Raw genomic sequence first — 17908 nt, forward strand, 5'->3', positions numbered from 1 at the left:
GCGTCAAGGAGGACGAATGGCGGGGCTTTCTACCCCTCATCAGTTTGACCACCCCACAACCCTCGCGGCCGCGGTCCTGACCGACGACAACCGTCTCATCGTGATGGTCATCGCGCTCGTCGCCCTCGCGGCGCTCGCGGTGGCCGGAATCCTGGTGCGCCAGGTCCTCGCGGCGGGCGAGGGAACCGACAGCATGAAAAAGATCGCGGAGGCGGTCCAGGAAGGCGCGAAGGCATATCTCGGCCGGCAGCTGCGCACCCTCGCGGTATTCGCCGTCGTGGTGTTCTTCCTGCTCATGCTGCTGCCCGCGGACGACTGGAATCAGCGCGCCGGACGATCGGTGTTCTTCCTGATCGGCGCGGTTTTCTCGGCGGCCACCGGTTATATCGGCATGTGGCTCGCCGTACGCAGCAACGTCCGCGTGGCCGCCGCGGCCCGGGAGGCGACCCCGGCGGAGGGCGAACCCGAGAAGGACCTCACCTCCGTCTCGCACAAAGCCATGAAGATCGCTTTCCGTACGGGCGGTGTCGTCGGCATGTTCACGGTGGGGCTCGGTCTGCTGGGCGCCTCCTGCGTGGTGCTCGTGTACGCGGCCGACGCGCCGAAGGTCCTGGAGGGCTTCGGACTCGGCGCGGCACTGATCGCGATGTTCATGAGGGTCGGCGGCGGCATCTTCACCAAGGCCGCCGACGTCGGCGCGGACCTGGTCGGCAAGGTCGAGCAGGGCATCCCCGAGGACGACCCGCGCAACGCCGCGACCATCGCCGACAATGTGGGCGACAACGTCGGCGACTGCGCCGGCATGGCCGCCGACCTCTTCGAGTCGTACGCCGTGACGCTCGTCGCCGCGCTGATCCTCGGCAAGGCGGCCTTCGGCGACGCCGGTCTCGCCTTCCCGCTGCTCGTCCCCGCGATCGGTGTGATCACGGCGATGATCGGCATCTTCGCGGTGGCGCCGCGCCGCGCCGACCGCAGCGGCATGAGCGCCATCAACCGCGGCTTCTTCATCTCCGCGGCGATCTCCCTGGTGCTGATGGCCCTGGCCGTCTTCGTCTACCTGCCGTCCTCGTACGCGCGGCTGAACGGCGTCACCGACGCCGCGATCAGCGGCAAGTCGGGCGATCCGCGGATCCTCGCCCTCGTCGCGGTGGCGATCGGCATCGTCCTCGCCGCGCTGATCCAGCAGCTGACCGGCTACTTCACCGAGACCACCCGCCGTCCCGTGCGCGACATCGGAAAGACCTCGCTCACCGGTCCGGCCACGGTCGTCCTGGCCGGCATCTCCGTCGGCCTGGAGTCGGCCGTCTACACCGCCCTCCTGATCGGGCTCGGGGTGTACGGGGCGTTCCTGCTCGGCGGTACGTCGATCATGCTGGCCCTCTTCGCGGTGGCGCTGGCCGGCACCGGCCTGCTCACCACGGTCGGCGTCATCGTCGCCATGGACACCTTCGGTCCCGTCTCCGACAACGCGCAGGGCATCGCCGAGATGTCCGGCGACGTCGAGGGCGCGGGCGCCCAGGTGCTCACCGACCTGGACGCCGTCGGCAACACCACGAAGGCCATCACCAAGGGCATCGCCATCGCCACGGCCGTCCTCGCGGCCTCGGCGCTCTTCGGCTCCTACCGCGACGCGATCACCTCGGCCGCGCGGGACGTGGGGGAGAAGGTCGGCGACGGCGGCCCGATGAGCCTGGTCATGGACATCTCGCAGCCCAACAACCTGGTCGGGCTGGTCGCGGGTGCAGCGGTCGTCTTCCTCTTCTCGGGGCTGGCGATCAACGCCGTGTCGCGGTCGGCCGGCGCCGTGGTCTTCGAGGTGCGCCGGCAGTTCCGGGAGCGGCCCGGGATCATGGACTACACGGAGAAGCCGGAGTACGGGCGCGTGGTGGACATCTGCACCAAGGACGCGCTGCGCGAGCTCGCCACGCCCGGCCTGCTCGCCGTGATGGCGCCGATCGCGATCGGGTTCACGCTCGGCGTCGGCGCGCTGGGGGCGTACCTCGCGGGTGCGATCGGCACCGGCACGCTGATGGCGGTCTTCCTGGCCAACTCCGGCGGCGCCTGGGACAACGCCAAGAAGCTGGTCGAGGACGGCCACCACGGCGGCAAGGGCAGCGAGGCCCACGCCGCGACGGTGATCGGCGACACGGTCGGCGACCCCTTCAAGGACACCGCGGGTCCCGCGATCAACCCCCTGCTGAAGGTGATGAACCTGGTGGCGCTGCTCATCGCGCCCGCGGTCGTCCAGTTCAGCTACGGCGCGGACAGAAGCGTCACGCTGAGGGTCCTCATCGCGGCCCTCTCGCTCCTGGTCATCGTGGGCGCGGTGTACGTGTCCAAGCGGCGCGGGATCGCCGTGGGTGACGAGGCCAACTCCGAGCGGGTCGCCAAGCCGACCGATCCGGCGGTGGTTTCGTAGCCGGTGACCCGGGCCGCCGGCGTCACCGCTGGTCGGGCTCGGCCCAACGGACGGGCGGACAGCACATGCTGATGTGCTGTCCGCCCGTCCGTGCGGGGACACGCCGTAGTCGTGACCCTTCTCTCGCTTGGTGCAAACGGCTTCAATGCGGGGCAAGGGAGGCACCTGTCACTCGGGTGTCGCCCACTTGGCGTGTATGTTCCGGGGCCGAGAGCCATGGAAGGGACCGATCCGGTGAACAAGAAGCTCGCTGCCGCACTGTCCGGCGGTGCGGTACTGGTACTGGCGCTGTCCGGGTGCGGCGGTGACGACAGCAGTGAGAAGCTGGACGCCTGGGCCGAGCAGGTCTGTGACGCGGTGCAGCCGCAGGCGAAGAAGATCGAGGCCGCGAACGCCGCGATCCAGGAGCAGACCTCGGACAACAGCACCCCGGAGGACGTCCGGAAGACGGACTCCAAGGCCTTCCAGGACATGTCGGACGCGTACAAGGCCATCGGCTCGGCCGTGGACAAGGCCGGGGCCCCCGACGTCGAGAACGGCGAGAAGAAGCAGAAGGACGCCGTCAAGGAGCTCAACGGCATCTCCGCCTCGTACGCCGGCCTGAAGCAGCAGGTCGACAAGTTGGACACCGACGACCAGGGCAAGTTCGCGGACGGCCTCAAGGACATCGCGGCGCAGCTGGACAAGCTGGGCCAGAGCGGGAACGACGCCCTGAAGAACCTGGAGGAGGGCGAGGTCGGCAAGGCGATGGCCAAGCAGGAGAGCTGCAAGTCGGCGTCGGGCTCGCCGTCGGCCACACAGGGCTGAGCGGGGCGCGGTCCCGCGGGGTCGGCCGGGCCGCGCCGGGCCACGTGATCGGCCGGGCCGCCGGGGCCGTCGGCCGAGCGGACCACCGGTCCCGCGTGACGGACCGGCCCGCCGGCCCGACGACCGGGCGGGCCGCCGTTCCCGTACGGCCGAGCGGGTCGCCGGGTCTATTGGCTGAGCGGGCCGCCGGTACCGAGTGGTCGGCCGGGCTCGTCGGCCGGGCGGGCCGTCAGGTCCGGGCGACCGTGCGGAGTGTCGGGCTCGCCGGGCCGGGCAGGTCGTCGGCCGTGCGAGTGCGCGTAGGTACACGTAAGTACGCGTGGGTGCGCGGAGCCGCCGGGCTCGACCCCGGCCGGCCCCGTGGAACCGGGTTTCCCGACGTTCGCGTCCGGCGGGCGGCGGCCCGTGCCGGGCGCCCGCGGGTCACAATGGGGCGGTGAGTAGCGCCCCTCTTTCCGCCCTGCCCTCGTCCGACCGCCCCGACGTGACCGCCCGGCTGCGGGAGGCCCTCCTGCGGGCCGACTTCAGCGCCGACGGCCTGCTCGACCTGCTCGGCGCCCCCGCGTACGCGGCACTGGCGCGCAGCGAGATCGTGCCCGCGCTGCGGGCGACCCGCGGCGACACCCCGCTGGAGACCCTCGTCCGGCTCTTCCTGCTGCAGCAGCCCGTGCCCCGCGCGCGCCTGGCCGGCATGCTGCCCGTGGACGACTGCCTGGCCGCGGGCTGGCTGACCGCCGTCGGCGGCGACGAGGTCGCGGCCACGGTCGACGTGCGCCCCTACGGCGGGCCCGGCGGCGAGGACTGGTTCATCGTCTCGGACCTGGGCTGCGCGGTCGGCGGCGCGGGCGGCATCGGCAGCCGCGCCGAGGGCGTCGTCCTCGGCGTGGGCGGGGCGTCCACGACGCTCGCGGGCATCACCGTCCGCACGCCGGCCGGCAGCGCCCTCGACCTCGGCACCGGCTCCGGCATCCAGGCCCTGCACGCCGCGCAGCACGCGACCCGGGTCACCGCGACCGACCTCAACCCGCGCGCGCTGGACATCACCGCGCTCACGCTCGCGCTCTCCGGCGCCCCCGCGGCGGATCTGCGGCAGGGCTCGCTCTTCGAGCCGGTGGGCGAGGAGACGTACGACCTGATCGTCTCGAACCCGCCCTTCGTGATCTCCCCGGGCGCCCGCCTCACCTACCGCGACGGCGGCATGGGCGGGGACGATCTGTGCCGCACGCTCGTTCAGCAGGCGGGGGCCCGGCTGAACGAAGGAGGGTACGCGCAGTTCCTCGCGAACTGGCAGCACGTGGAGGGCGAGGACTGGCAGGACCGGCTGCGCTCGTGGGTGCCGCGCGGCTGCGACGCCTGGATCGTGCAGCGCGAGGTCCAGGACATCACGCAGTACGCCGAACTGTGGCTGCGTGACGCGGGCGACCACCGGGACGACCCGGCCGTGTACCAGGCGCGCTACGACGCGTGGCTCGACGAGTTCGAGGCGCGGAAGGTGAAGGGAGTCGGCTTCGGCTGGATCACCCTGCGCAGGAGCGCCGCCGCGGAGACCGAGCCGTCCGTCGTCGTGGAGGAGTGGCCGCACCCGGTCGAGCAGCCGCTCGGGGACGCCATCCGGGCGCACTTCGAGCGTGTCGGCTTCCTGCGCGAGCACGACGACGCCGCCCTGCTCGCCGGGCACTTCCGGCTGACGCAGGAGGTCGTGCAGGAGCAGGTCGGGCTGCCCGGAGCCGAGGACCCCGAGCACGTCGTGCTGCGCCAGCACCGCGGCATGCGGCGGGCCACCAAGGTGGACACGGTCGGCGCGGGTTTCGCGGGCGTGTGCGACGGGTCGCTCAGCGCCGGGCGGATCCTGGACGCCATCGCCCAGCTGGTCGGCGAGGACCCCGTCCTGCTCCGGGACCGGACGCCCGCGCAGATCAGGCTGCTGGTGGAACAGGGGTTCCTCGAGCCGGTGCGGTGACGCGGGACGGGCGCGCACCCGTCGCCCCGGCAGCGCACCCGTCGCCCCGGCCGTGCGCCCGGGACCTGCCGTACGCCTGTGGCCTGCCGCGTGTCTGTGGCCCACCGCGTGCCTCTGGGACCGACCGTGCATCCGGTGGGACCGACCGTGCATCCGGTGGGGTCGGCCGTGCAGCCAGGGTCGGCCGTGCAGCCAGGGTCAACCGCGCAGCCGGGGCCTGCCGCGCAGCCGGGGCCTGCCGTGTGCCCGCGCCGCCTTGCCGGGCGGCGTGCCCGCTCCGTCCGCGGCAGCGACTTCGCGCCGACTTGGGCGGTGGGCGCGGGGCGTACGGAGGGTGGCGGGGCCGTGGCGAGGGTGGGCGGAACGACGAATTCGCCACAGTGGAGTGCACGGTGAGTGGTGCCGGGGACGGTGGGGCGGGAGGGGGGACGGGCCCGCCCGGGCCGGCGTGACACTCGGGCCGGACGGCGGTACGGGGACCGTATGGCGTGCCGGTCGCCCGCCGTTCACCCGGCGTTGGCGGCACGGTCTCCCGGAGCTGCCAGCCTCCCGAACCGGAGCAGTCGGGGGCGAAGGGATACATCATGGAGAGCGGACCTGCGATCTTCACAGGATCGGTGTTCGCCCTGTTCGGGGCGGCACTGCTGGTGTGGACCGTCGTTCGGTTGCGGCACCGCGAGCCCGTCGCCCAGGGGGTGAACCCGGTCGCCGCCGTGGCCCTCACCTCCTTCGCCGGAGCCGCTGCGCTGCTCCTCAGCGCGTGGTGCTTCGCCACTCTCTGATCACCTTCCGAGCGGTCGCGCTCCGGTGCGCGGAGGGAGTACCTCCGCCGGATGTGGCGCTCCTCTCCCCGGTAAGTGGTACGTCACCCTCCGCATGGGGCCGAAACGGCTGGTGGCCGGTCCGGGCGGCAGGAATGACGGGAGTCGGGTTACCGTTCGAGTGGCCGTTGCGGGCTTTTCCCGTTTGACACGGGGGCGGGATGTACCGTCACACTCCGCAGCGTCAGCACGACACGACCCCGGGACAGAGCCTCGGGGAGACCCCCCGCGTCGACCGGAGAGAAGAGCGAAGTTGTCCCCGACCAGCGAGACCGCACAGGGCGGCCGCCGACTCGTCATCGTCGAGTCGCCTGCCAAGGCGAAGACGATCAAGGGCTATCTCGGCCCCGGCTACGTCGTCGAAGCGAGCGTCGGGCACATCCGCGACCTCCCCAACGGCGCCGCGGAGGTGCCCGAGAAGTACACGGGCGAGGTGCGCCGCCTCGGCGTGGACGTCGAGCACGACTTCCAGCCCGTCTACGTGGTCAACGCCGACAAGAAGGCCCAGGTCAAGAAGCTCAAGGACCTGCTGCGCGACTCCGACGAGCTCTTCCTCGCCACCGATGAGGACCGCGAGGGCGAGGCCATCGCCTGGCACCTCCTCGAGGTGCTCAAGCCCAAGGTCCCGGTCAAGCGGATGGTCTTCCACGAGATCACCAAGGACGCGATCCGCGCGGCCGTCGCCAACCCGCGCGACCTCAACCAGCGCATGGTCGACGCCCAGGAGACCCGCCGCATCCTCGACCGCCTCTACGGCTACGAGGTCTCGCCGGTCCTGTGGAAGAAGGTCATGCCGCGCCTGTCGGCCGGCCGCGTCCAGTCCGTGGCGACCCGGCTCGTCGTCGAGCGCGAGCGCGAGCGCATGGCGTTCCGCTCCGCCGAGTACTGGGACCTGACCGGCACCTTCGGCACCGGCCGCGCCGGCGATCCGAGCGACCCGTCGTCGCTGGTCGCGCGCCTGACGACGGTCGACGGCAGGCGCGTCGCCCAGGGTCGCGACTTCGACTCGCTGGGGCAGCTCAAGAGCGCGAACACCCTCCACCTCGACGAGGCGAACGCCCGCGCGCTGGCCGCCGCGCTGGAGAACACGCGGTTCTCCGTGCGCTCGGTCGAGTCCAAGCCCTACCGCCGCTCGCCGTACGCGCCCTTCCGTACGACGACGCTGCAGCAGGAGGCCAGCCGCAAGCTCGGCTTCGGCGCCAAGGCCACCATGCAGATCGCGCAGAAGCTGTACGAGAACGGCTTCATCACCTACATGCGTACGGACTCCACGACGCTGTCGGACACGGCCGTCGCCGCCGCCCGCGCGCAGGTCACCCAGCTGTACGGCGCGGACTACCTGCCCGAGCGCCCCCGCACGTACGCCGGGAAGGTGAAGAACGCGCAGGAGGCGCACGAGGCGATCCGTCCTTCGGGCGACCGCTTCCGCACACCCGCCGAGACCGGCCTGAGCGGTGACCAGTTCCGGCTGTACGAGCTGATCTGGAAGCGCACCGTCGCCTCCCAGATGAAGGACGCCACCGGCAACTCCGTCACGGTCCGGATCGGCGGCACCGCCGCCGACGGCCGCGACGCCGAGTTCAGCGCCTCCGGCAAGACGATCACCTTCCACGGCTTCCTCAAGGCCTACGTCGAGGGCGCCGACGACCCGAACGCCGAGCTCGACGACCGCGAGCGCCGGCTGCCGCAGGTCTCCGAGGGAGACCCGCTGACCGCCGAGGAGATCAGGGCCGACGGGCACTCCACCAAGCCCCCGGCCCGCTACACCGAGGCCAGCCTGGTCAAGGAGCTCGAAGAGCGCGAGATCGGCCGCCCGTCGACGTACGCGTCGATCATCGGCACGATCCTCGACCGCGGCTACGTCTTCAAGAAGGGCACGGCCCTGGTGCCGTCCTTCCTGTCCTTCGCCGTGGTCAACCTCCTGGAGAAGCACTTCGGGCGGCTCGTCGACTACGACTTCACCGCCAAGATGGAGGACGACCTCGACCGCATCGCGCGGGGCGAGGCGCAGGCCGTGCCGTGGCTCAGGCGCTTCTACTTCGGCGAGGGGGCCGCCGTCGCCGGCGGCGCCGCGGACGCCGGCAACGGCGACGGTGACCACCTCGGCGGTCTGAAGGAGCTGGTCACCGACCTGGGCGCGATCGACGCCCGCGAGGTGTCGTCCTTCCCCGTCGGCAGCGGCATCGTGCTGCGCGTCGGGCGCTACGGCCCGTACATCGAGCGCGGCGAGAAGGACTCCGAGAACCACCAGCGCGCCGACATCCCGGAGGACCTGGCGCCGGACGAGTTGTCCGTCGAGCTCGCCGAGGAGCTGCTCGCCAAGCCGAGCGGCGACTTCGAGCTGGGCACCGACCCGGTGACGGGCCACCAGATCATCGCCAAGGACGGCCGCTACGGCCCGTACGTCACCGAGGTGCTCCCCGAGGGCACCCCGAAGACCGGCAAGAACGCCGTCAAGCCGCGCACGGCCTCGCTCTTCAAGTCGATGTCCCTGGACACGGTGACGCTGGACGACGCCCTGCGGCTGATGTCGCTGCCGCGCGTGGTCGGCACGGACGCCGAGGGCGTGGAGATCACCGCGCAGAACGGCCGCTACGGCCCGTACCTGAAGAAGGGCACGGACTCGCGGTCCCTGCAGTCCGAGGAGCAGCTCTTCACCATCACCCTCGAAGAGGCCCTCGCGATCTACGCGCAGCCCAAGCAGCGCGGCCGCGCCGCCGCGAAGCCGCCGCTGAAGGAGCTGGGCGAGGACCCGGTCAGCGGGAAGCCCGTCGTCGTGAAGGACGGCCGCTTCGGCCCGTACGTCACGGACGGCGAGACCAACGCGACCCTGCGCTCCGGCGACAGCGTCGAGGCGATCACCCCGGAGCGCGGCTACGAGCTGCTCGCGGAGAAGCGCGCCAAGGGGCCCGCCAAGAAGACGGCGAAGAAGGCCGCGGCCAAGAAGGCGCCCGCCAAGAAGACGGCCGCGAAGAAGACCGCGGCCAAGAAGACGGCGGCCAAGAAGACCACCACCGCGGCCAAGAAGACCACGGCCAAGAAGACGGTGGCGAAGAAGACGACGACCGCGGGCACCGCCGTCGAGGACTGAGGCCCGCCGGCCGCCGCCGGGACCGTGGGCCGGGCCCAGGGCGGGTGACGGGTGGCCCTCGCCGAGGACCGGATTCCGGGGACCGGTGATCGTCGCCGGAGGCCGCGGCCCAGGGACCGGCGGCCGTCGTCGAGGACCGCGGCTCGGGGACCGGTGACTGCCGTCGGGAGCCGCGGCCGGGGACCGGTGATCGTTGTCGGGGCCGCGGCCCAGGGACCGCTCCGAGGGCCGGTCCTTCACTTCGGCTTCGCGAGGCGAACGCCCCGGCACCACAGGGTGAGCGGGGCGTTCACATGTTCGGACGTGCGCTTCGGGGTCCCGGCGCGTCCCGATAGGCTGTCAGGATGACGCGAGCCGAGCAGCCACCGGCCCCCACGCCGGCCCCCGACGACGCCCTGGTCGCAGATTCACGGGAGCGCGCCGTCCGCGCGCTGCTGCGGGTACCGCAGCTGCGCCGGTTGTGGAGCGCCCACGTCGTGGGGGGTGTCGGTGACGCCCTGGCCCTGCTGGTCCTGGTCCTCCTCGCCCTCCAGGCGGCGATCTCGGCCGGCTCCTTCGGCGGCGGCTACCGCGGCGTCGCCCTCGCCGTGGCGGCCGTCTTCGCGGCGCGCGTCCTCGCCACACTGCTCTTCGGGGCCGTCCTGCTCGGCCCGCTCACCTCGCTGACCGGCAAGGAAGGTCCGCTCGACCGCCGCTGGACCATGATCGTCACGGACGGCCTGCGCGCCGCCCTGCTGATCGTCGCTCCGCTGTGGATCGACTGGACGCCCGACAACGCGCTGGCCGTCGTGCTGGTCACGGCCTTCGTCTCCGGGGTCGCCGAGCGGTTCTGGACCGTGTGCCGCGAGGGCGCGGCGCCCGCGCTGCTGCCCGCGCCGCCCCCGGAGGGCGCGACCGTACGGCCGCTGCCGGACCGCATGGACGCGCTGCGCCGGCTGTCGCTGCGCACCCAGTTCGTGGCGATCCCCGCCGCGGCCGCCGTCCTCGTCGGGGCGTCGCTGGTCAACAACCTCCTGGGCGCCGGCGTCGACTGGTTCGACCAGCACCAGGCGGCCCTCGCCTCGTACGTCGCCGCCGGGCTGTTCGCCGCGTCCCTGTCCGTCCTCGTCTTCCTCGAGCTGCCCGACGCGCGCACCCCGCGCCCCCGGTCGCCGCTGGAGGGTCTGCGCCGTCCCCGTACGGGCACCGGCGTCGACAAGGGGCGCACGGGCGCGATCCCGCTGCTGGTCCCGGCCTGCGCCGCCGTCGCCGGGGCCGTCGCGGCCGCCGCGGCCGTCCTCGTGCTGCACGCCAAGGACCTGGGCGGCGGCCCCGTCACGTACGGGCTGCTCGTCCTGGCGCTGACCGGAGGCACGGTCGTCGGCGTCCGCGCCGCCCCGAGGACGCTGCCGTCCCTGTCGCGGCGCCGGCTCCTCGCGCTCGCCGTCGCGGCCACCGGCGTGGCGCTGCTCGCCGCGGGCCTGATCCCGGACGTCGCCACCGTCGTCCTGGTCGTGGCGCTCGCGGGCGTCGGCGCGGGAGCCGCCGCGAACACCGGGCACACGCTGCTCGACCAGGAGGCCGAGGACTTCCGGCGGGCCCGCACCACCGAGCACCTGCACGCCGTCGTGCGCGTCTTCGTGGCGCTCGGCGCCGTCGCCGCGCCGCTGCTGGCCGCCGCGATCGGGCCGCACCGCCTGGAGAACGGCAAGTTCGTGTTCGCCCACGGAGGCGCCGCGTTCACGCTGATGCTGGTGGGCGCGCTGCTGCTGCCGGTGGCCGCGCTGGTCCTCGCCAAGGCCGACGACCGTTCCGGGGTGCCGCTGCGGCACGACCTGCGGGACGCGCTGCTCGGCGGCGACGACCCGGTGCAGGCGCCGGCCGCCTCCGGCTTCTTCATCGCCCTGGAGGGCGGCGACGGCGCCGGCAAGTCGACGCAGGCCGAGGCGCTCGCCGAGTGGATCCGCGGCAAGGGCCACGAGGTCGTGGTGACGCACGAGCCGGGCGCGACGCCCGTCGGCAAGCGGCTGCGCTCGATCCTGCTGGACGTGTCGTCGGCCGGTCTCTCGCACCGCGCCGAGGCGCTGCTGTACGCGGCCGACCGCGCCGAGCACGTCGACACCGTGGTGCGGCCCGCCCTGGAGCGCGGCGCCGTCGTGATCTCCGACCGGTACATCGACTCCTCCGTCGCCTACCAGGGCGCCGGACGCGACCTCTCGCCGACCGAGATCGCCCGCATCTCCCGCTGGGCCACCGACGGACTCGTGCCGCACCTGACCGTGCTGCTGGACGTGGAGCCGGAGGCCGCGCGCGAGCGGTTCACCGAGGCGCCGGACCGGCTGGAGTCGGAGCCGGCGGAGTTCCACGCGCGCGTGCGCTCGGGCTTTCTGACCCTGGCGGCGAGCGACCCGGGCCGCTACCTGGTCGTCGACGGCGGACAGGAGCCGGAGGCCGTCACCACCGTCATCCGGCACCGCCTCGACATGATGCTGCCGCTCTCCGAGGCCGAGATAAAGGCCCAGGAGGAGGCTCGCAGGGCCGCCGAGGAGGAGGCCCGGCGCAGAGCCGAGGAGGAGGCCGCGCGCAAGGCCGAGGAGGAGCGCCTGGAGCGCGAGCGCCAGGAGCAGCTCGCCAAGCTGCGCGCCGAGGAGGAGGAGCGCAAGCGGCGGGAGCTGGAGGAGGCGCAGCGCCGCGAGGCCGAGCGCCAGGCCGAGGAGGCCCGTCGGCGCGCGGAGGAGGCCGCACGCCGTGCCGAGGAGGAGCGCGCCCGGCTGCTCGCCGAGGAGCAGGCCCGCGCCGAGGCCGAGGAGCGCCGCCGGGCCGAGGAGGAGCGGCGGCGCAGGCAGGCCGAGGAGGAGGCGCGGCTGCGCGCCGAGGCGGAGGCGCGCCGCCTGGAGAAGCAGCGCAAGGCCGAGGAGGCGCTGCTCCGCGCCGAGGAGGCGCGCCGGGTCGCGGCCGAGGCGGCCGCCGCCGCTGCCGCCCGGTCCACGACGCCTCCGGGCACCACCACCGGCCCCGCCGGAACCACCGGCCCCGCCGCACCCGCCGACTCCACTGGCACCGCCGACTCCGCTGGTCCTGTTGCTCCCGCCGGGCCCTCCGCACCCGCCGGCCGGCCGGACACGGCGGACCGCCGCCCCGGTCCCGCCTCCCCGCCCGACTTCGAGTCCACGGTGCCCACGCCGGTCGTGACGCCGGCCGACGCGCCGGGCGGTCCCGCCGACGAGACCGCGGTCCTGCCGCCGGTCCGTCCCGGCGCCCCGGACATGGAGGAGACGACCAGGCTGCCGCAGTTCCCGGCGCCCGGAGCACAGCCCCCCGGTGCCACGGACGAGACCGCGGTGCTGCCTTCCGTACGGGACGAGGACACGGGCCGTCCGGCGGACCGCGCGCCCCGGGGCTACTTCCGGGACGAGCGTCCCGCGCCCGACGGCTCCGACGGCAGCACGCGCGAGCTGCCGCAGATCGACGAAGAGGGCAACGTCCGCCGCCGCCCCCGCCCCGACTGGGCGGAGGAGACCCCGCTGGACGACCTGCCGACCCTGGCCGACGAACTGCTCGGCCCGCGCGAGGACGACGAGTGGGACGGACGGGACGGACGCCGGGGCAGGGGCGGCCGGGACCGCTGAGGCCCCCGGCCCCCGCCACGGACGGCCGAACCCCGGCGGCCGGACCCCGACGGCACCGACGCCTGGTCCCGGTCCGGTCCCGGTCCCGATGGCCCGGTCCGGTCCGGATGCCGATGGCTCGACCCGGCCCCGGACCCGGACCGGGGCCCGGCGCCGGTGGCCGAACCGTCCCGCGCTGTCAGTCCCCTCCCGCACAATGGGAACCGGCGGCGGACGCGAGGGGTACGCCGTCGGCAGTACGCACGTATGAGCAGTCCGCACATGCGAGGCGTACGCGTGTCCGAGCGCGTGCGCGCGGCAGAGGCGGCGAGGAAGGGCGGCACCCGTGCCCGTGTGGGACGACCTGGTCGGTCAGGACAAGGTGAGCGCGCAGCTCGACGCCGCCGCGCGGGACGCCGACGCCCTGGTCACCGCGGCCGCCGACGGCACCCCGCCGCCCGAGGCGTCCAAGATGACGCACGCCTGGCTCTTCACGGGCCCGCCCGGCGCGGGGCACACCACGGCCGCCCGGGCCTTCGCGGCGGCCCTCCAGTGCGTGAGCCCGGACCGCGCGCTCGGCGGGAGCCCCGGCTGCGGCTTCTGCGACGGCTGCCACACGACGCTGGTGGGCACCCACGCCGACGTCGCCACGGTCGCCGCCGTGGGCACGCAGATCCTGGCCGACGACATGCGGGACACCGTCCGCAAGTCGTTCACCTCGCCGGCGAACGGCCGCTGGCAGGTCATCCTCGTCGAGGACGCCGAGCGCCTGAACGAGAAGTCGGCCAACGCCGTGCTGAAGGCCGTGGAGGAGCCCGCCCCCCGTACGGTCTGGCTGCTGTGCGCGCCCTCCCTGGACGACGTGCTGCCGACGATCCGCTCGCGCTGCCGCCATGTGAGCCTGCTGACGCCCTCGGCCGAGGCCGTCGCCGACATGCTGGTCCGCCGCGAGGGCGTCGAACCGGAGGCGGCCGTGGCGGCCGCCCGCGCCACTCAGGGGCACATCGACCACGCCCGCCGGCTGGTCACCGATCCGCGTGCGCGCGAGCGCCGGACCGCCGTGCTCAGGCTGCCGCTGCGCGTCGAGGACATCGGCGGCTGCTTCAAGGCGGCCCAGGAGCTGGTCGACGCCGCCACGGAGGAGTCCAAGCAGCTCGCCGAGGAGATCGACGTCAAGGAGACCGAGGAGCTGAAGGCGGCGCTGGGCGCGGCCCAGGGCGGCCGGATGCCCCGGGGCACCGCGGGCGTCATGAAGGAGCTGGAGGACAAGCAGAAGCGCCGGCGGACCCGGGCGCAGCGCGACAGCCTCGACCTCGCCCTGACCGACCTCACCGGCTTCTACCGCGACGTCCTCGTCCTCCAGCTCGGCTCCCGCGTCGCCCTCGCCAACACCGAGGTCCAGGACGCGCTGGAGCGCATCGCACGCGCCACGACGCCGGAGTCGACCCTGCGCCGCATCGACGCGATCGCCGCCTGCCGCGAGGCCCTCGACCGGAACGTGCCGCCGCTGCTCGCGGTGGAGGCCATGACGATGGCCCTGCGCGCGGGCTGACCCGGACGCCGCCGGCCCACCCGGCACGTGCGGCATCCGCGGTCCGTACGACCGCGCGGCCGGACGACGCGCACGGCCCGCACGACAGGAACGGTCACACGACCAGGCCACACAGCCACACGGCCCGGACGGCAGGAACGGTCACACGATTCGTACGACCGCGCCACTCATACGGTGCCCACATCCCGGACGACCCGTACGAGGCACACGGCGCGGCCCCCCGCGTCACTCGTACGGGGCGCTCTCGCCACTCTCGGCGATCAGTCCGTCGCTCATGGTTACCATCGCCCCATGCGTATCCAGCGTCTGCTCAGGCCGGCGGGCCGTTCCGGCCGCCGCCCCCTCCGCGCGTGCGGCGCCCTCCTCGCCGCCGGTCTCCTCGCCACGGCCTGCTCCTCGGGGAACCCGAGGACGGCGCCGGTGGCGGACGCGGCGCCGGCCGCCCTGCCCGAGGCCACCCCGTCGAACCTCGCGCGCTACTACGGCCAGCGGCTGTCCTGGCACTCCTGCGACGTGCCGGGCTTCGAGTGCGCGACGATGAAGGCGCCGCTCGACTACGCCGAGCCCGGCGCGGGCGACATCGATCTGGCCGTCGCCCGCAAGAAGGCCACGGAACCGAGCAAGCGCCTGGGATCGCTGCTGGTCAACCCGGGCGGCCCGGGCGGCTCCGCGATCGGCTACCTCCAGTCGTACGCGGGCATCGGCTACCCCGCCGAGGTCCGCGCCCGCTACGACATGGTCGCCGTCGACCCGCGCGGCGTCGCGGGCAGCGAGCCCGTCGAGTGCCTCGACGGGCGGCGGATGGACGCGTACACGCAGACGGACACGACGCCCGACGACGAGCGCGAGACCGAGGCGCTGGTCGAGGCGTTCCGGGACTTCGCCGACTCCTGCGCCCGGCGCTCGGCCCGCCTGCTGGGCCACGTCTCCACGGTCGAGGCGGCCCGTGACATGGACGTCCTGCGCGCCGCGCTGGGCGACCGGAGGCTGACGTACGTGGGGGCGTCGTACGGCACGTTCCTCGGCGCGACGTACGCCGGCCTGTACCCCCGGCGGGTCGGCCGGCTGGTCCTGGACGGCGCGATGGACCCGTCCCTGTCCGCGCGGCGGATGAACGAGGACCAGACGGCCGGGTTCGAGACGGCCTTCCGGTCCTTCGCGAAGGACTGCGTGCGCCACTCCGACTGCCCGCTCGGCGGCAGGCGGGCGTCGCCGGAGCGGGTGGGCGGGAACCTCAAGGCGTTCTTCCGGCGGCTCGACGCGAGCCCCCTCGCCACCGACGACCCGGACGGCCGCGAACTCGGCGAGGCGCTGGCCACGACGGGCGTGATCGCGGCGATGTACGACGAGTCGGCCTGGCCGCGGCTGCGCGAGGCGCTCGCCTCGGCCCTGCGCGAGCAGGACGGCTCCGGCCTGCTGCGCCTCTCCGACAGCTACTACGAGCGGGACGCGGAGGGCGGCTACGCCAACCTGATGTTCGCCAACGCGGCCGTGAACTGCCTCGACCTGCCGGCCGCGTTCTCGTCCCCGGACGAGGTGAGGAAGGGGCTCCCCGCCTTCGAGAAGGCCTCGCCGGTCTTCGGCCGCGGCCTGGCCTGGGCGTCGCTGAACTGCGCGTACTGGCCGGTGAAGGCATCCGGCGCGCCGCGCCGCATCAAGGCGGCGGGCGCCGCCCCGATCCTCGTGGTCGGCACCACCCGCGACCCGGCGACCCCGTACGCCTGGGCCCGCTCCCTGGCCGCCCAGCTCGGCTCGGCGACACTGCTCACCTACGACGGCGACGGCCACACCGCGTACGGCCGCGGCAGCGACTGCGTCGACTCCACGGTCGACCGCTACCTCCTCCAGGGCAGGATCCCGGCGAAGGACAAGCGCTGCACGTGACCGTGTCGGTGGGGCGCTCGGGTGGGCTCCGGGCGCCCCTCCGGGGGTGTGTACGGAGCACCCCGGAAACTGTGTAGACTTACCGATGTTGCTGATCGCACCATAGTGCGGGACGCGCGCCGCCTTAGCTCAGATGGCCAGAGCAACGCACTCGTAATGCGTAGGTCTCGGGTTCGAATCCCGAAGGCGGCTCCATAGGGAACCAGGTCAGACCTAGTCTGGCCTGGTTTTTTCGTTCGGCGGGCACGTCCGGATCCGGTGGGCGGCAGGCTTGATTCCCTCTCGCCCGTTTCCCGTGGGATGCGCGATTCTGGATGCTTCCACCGGTTCGTTGCGGACTGGGTGGACAAGGGCGGTCCCAGGCTCATCGGCGTGAAGCAGGGACCGCCCTTGGCATGCCGCACCTGCCGCATGCGGTGTCACGTGTGGTGCTCGGCATACGGGGCGGGAACGCGTGGCGTACGCCGGACGTCCGGGGCGTGAACGGCTAGCATCGCGGCCACGGTCGTCGGCCGGGGCACCGGCCGGAACGGCCGTCGGTCGGACCAGGGGTCGGGGAGGGCGTCGTGTCGGAGGGGTCGCACGGTCCGCGGATCGCCGTCGCCGTGGTCACCATGGGCAACCGCCCCGTCGAGGTCGACGCGCTGCTCGCGTCGGTGGCGAAGCAGGACGTCGCGCCCGCCCGCATCGTGATCGTCGGCAACGGCTGCCCGCTGCCCGAGTTCCCCGGCCTGCCCGGCGAGGTCACCGCCATCGAGGTCGAGGAGAACCTCGGCTGTCCCGGCGGGCGGAACGTGGCACTGCGCCGGCTGCACGAGTTCGGGGACGTGGACGTCGTCGTCGAGCTCGACGACGACGGGCTCCTCGTCCACGCCGACGTGCTGCGCCGGGTGCGCGATCTGTTCGCCGCCGACCCGCGCCTCGGCATCGTCGGCTTCCGCATCGCCGACGAGCACGGCGAGACCCAGCGGCGCCACGTGCCGCGCGTCGGCGCGAGGGACCCGATGCGCGGCGGCCCGGTCACCTGCTTCCTCGGCGGCGGGCACGCCTTCTCGCTGCGCATGATCGACGAGATCGGCTACTGGCCCGCCGAGTTCTTCTTCGCCCACGAGGAGACGGACGTCGCCTGGCGGGCCGTCGACGCCGGCTGGACCATCCGCTACGAGCCCGGGCTGCTGCTCCAGCACCCCAGGACCTCGCCCGCCCGGCACGCCATCTACCACCGCGTCACCGCCCGCAACCGCGTCTGGCTCGCCCGCCGCCGCCTCCCGCTCCCGCTCGTCCCCGTGCACCTGGGCGTCTGGCTCGCGCTGACCCTCGTACGGACGCGGTCGCGGGCCGGACTGCGGGCCTGGTTCGGCGGGTTCGCCGAAGGACTGCGGCAGTCGGGCGGGGAGCGGCGGCCGATGCGGTGGCGGACCGTGTGGCGGCTCACCCGGCTGGGACGTCCGCCGGTCATCTGACAACTCGTTGCCTGCAGTCGAGGCACGGTCACCTGAAGGGCGGTCACCTGGCCGTCGTCCGGGGAGCGGTCGCTCAAGTGGCCGGGGAAGGAGCGAAGGCGGGCCCCGGCCGTCCCCCTCCGCCGACCGGGCCCCGCAGGACTCCGGACCCGGCCACGGCGGTGAACTCCCCCGAGACAGCGTGTGAACGCGCGCGCCGTCGGGCCGGATCCGATGCACTGATCACATCAGGCCGCGCCAACGGATCGCTAACATGAGCCCAACGGTTCTCCGGTGAACCGTCACTGAGCCTGCGGCGGTCACCGCCGCACAGGCACGGGGCCG

9 protein-coding genes and 1 tRNA gene are annotated in these 17908 nt (G+C 73.6%); all 10 read left to right on the forward strand.

Annotated elements, in window-relative coordinates:
- Nucleotides 1–16 precede the first annotated feature (16 nt).
- The 10 genes from IE271_RS15350 to IE271_RS15395 all read left to right on the forward strand — a co-directional run bounded on the left by IE271_RS15350 (nucleotide 17) and on the right by IE271_RS15395 (nucleotide 17584).
- A complete protein-coding gene (locus tag IE271_RS15350; RefSeq protein ID WP_190190847.1) occupies nucleotides 17–2419 on the forward strand; it encodes a sodium-translocating pyrophosphatase in 2403 nt (800 codons plus the stop codon).
- Between the two features lie 216 nt (nucleotides 2420–2635).
- Nucleotides 2636–3226: a small secreted protein gene (locus tag IE271_RS15355; RefSeq protein WP_190190848.1), complete on the forward strand. Its 591-nt coding sequence runs from the start codon at nucleotides 2636–2638 to the stop codon at nucleotides 3224–3226.
- A gap of 436 nt (nucleotides 3227–3662) precedes the next feature.
- Nucleotides 3663–5186 carry a DUF7059 domain-containing protein gene (locus IE271_RS15360; RefSeq protein WP_190190849.1) on the forward strand — a complete coding sequence of 508 codons (1524 nt, stop codon included), beginning with the start codon at nucleotides 3663–3665 and terminating at the stop codon, nucleotides 5184–5186.
- 584 nt (nucleotides 5187–5770) lie between these two features.
- A complete protein-coding gene (locus tag IE271_RS15365; protein ID WP_190190850.1) occupies nucleotides 5771–5968 on the forward strand; it encodes a hypothetical protein in 198 nt (65 codons plus the stop codon).
- Between the two features lie 292 nt (nucleotides 5969–6260).
- A complete protein-coding gene (gene topA / locus IE271_RS15370) occupies nucleotides 6261–9098 on the forward strand; it encodes a type I DNA topoisomerase (RefSeq protein ID WP_190190851.1) in 2838 nt (945 codons plus the stop codon).
- Between the two features lie 344 nt (nucleotides 9099–9442).
- Complete coding sequence (gene tmk / locus IE271_RS15375; RefSeq protein WP_190190852.1) at nucleotides 9443–12706, forward strand: dTMP kinase; 3264 nt, start codon at nucleotides 9443–9445, stop codon at nucleotides 12704–12706.
- A 325-nt stretch (nucleotides 12707–13031) separates the two neighbouring features.
- Nucleotides 13032–14237: a DNA polymerase III subunit delta' gene (locus IE271_RS15380; RefSeq protein ID WP_190190853.1), complete on the forward strand. Its 1206-nt coding sequence runs from the start codon at nucleotides 13032–13034 to the stop codon at nucleotides 14235–14237.
- Nucleotides 14238–14528: 291 nt separating this feature from the next.
- Entirely contained in the window at nucleotides 14529–16121 is a 1593-nt protein-coding gene (locus IE271_RS15385) for an alpha/beta hydrolase (protein ID WP_190190854.1), read from the forward strand.
- Between the two features lie 118 nt (nucleotides 16122–16239).
- Nucleotides 16240–16316: transfer RNA gene (locus IE271_RS15390), tRNA-Thr, on the forward strand.
- A 419-nt stretch (nucleotides 16317–16735) separates the two neighbouring features.
- Nucleotides 16736–17584 (forward strand): glycosyltransferase family 2 protein, encoded by an 849-nt coding sequence (locus IE271_RS15395; RefSeq protein WP_190190878.1) that lies wholly within the window; start codon nucleotides 16736–16738, stop codon nucleotides 17582–17584.
- The last annotated feature ends 324 nt before the right edge of the window (nucleotides 17585–17908 follow it).

This window comes from Streptomyces minutiscleroticus (assembly GCF_014650875.1).
Taxonomy (GTDB): domain Bacteria; phylum Actinomycetota; class Actinomycetes; order Streptomycetales; family Streptomycetaceae; genus Streptomyces; species Streptomyces minutiscleroticus.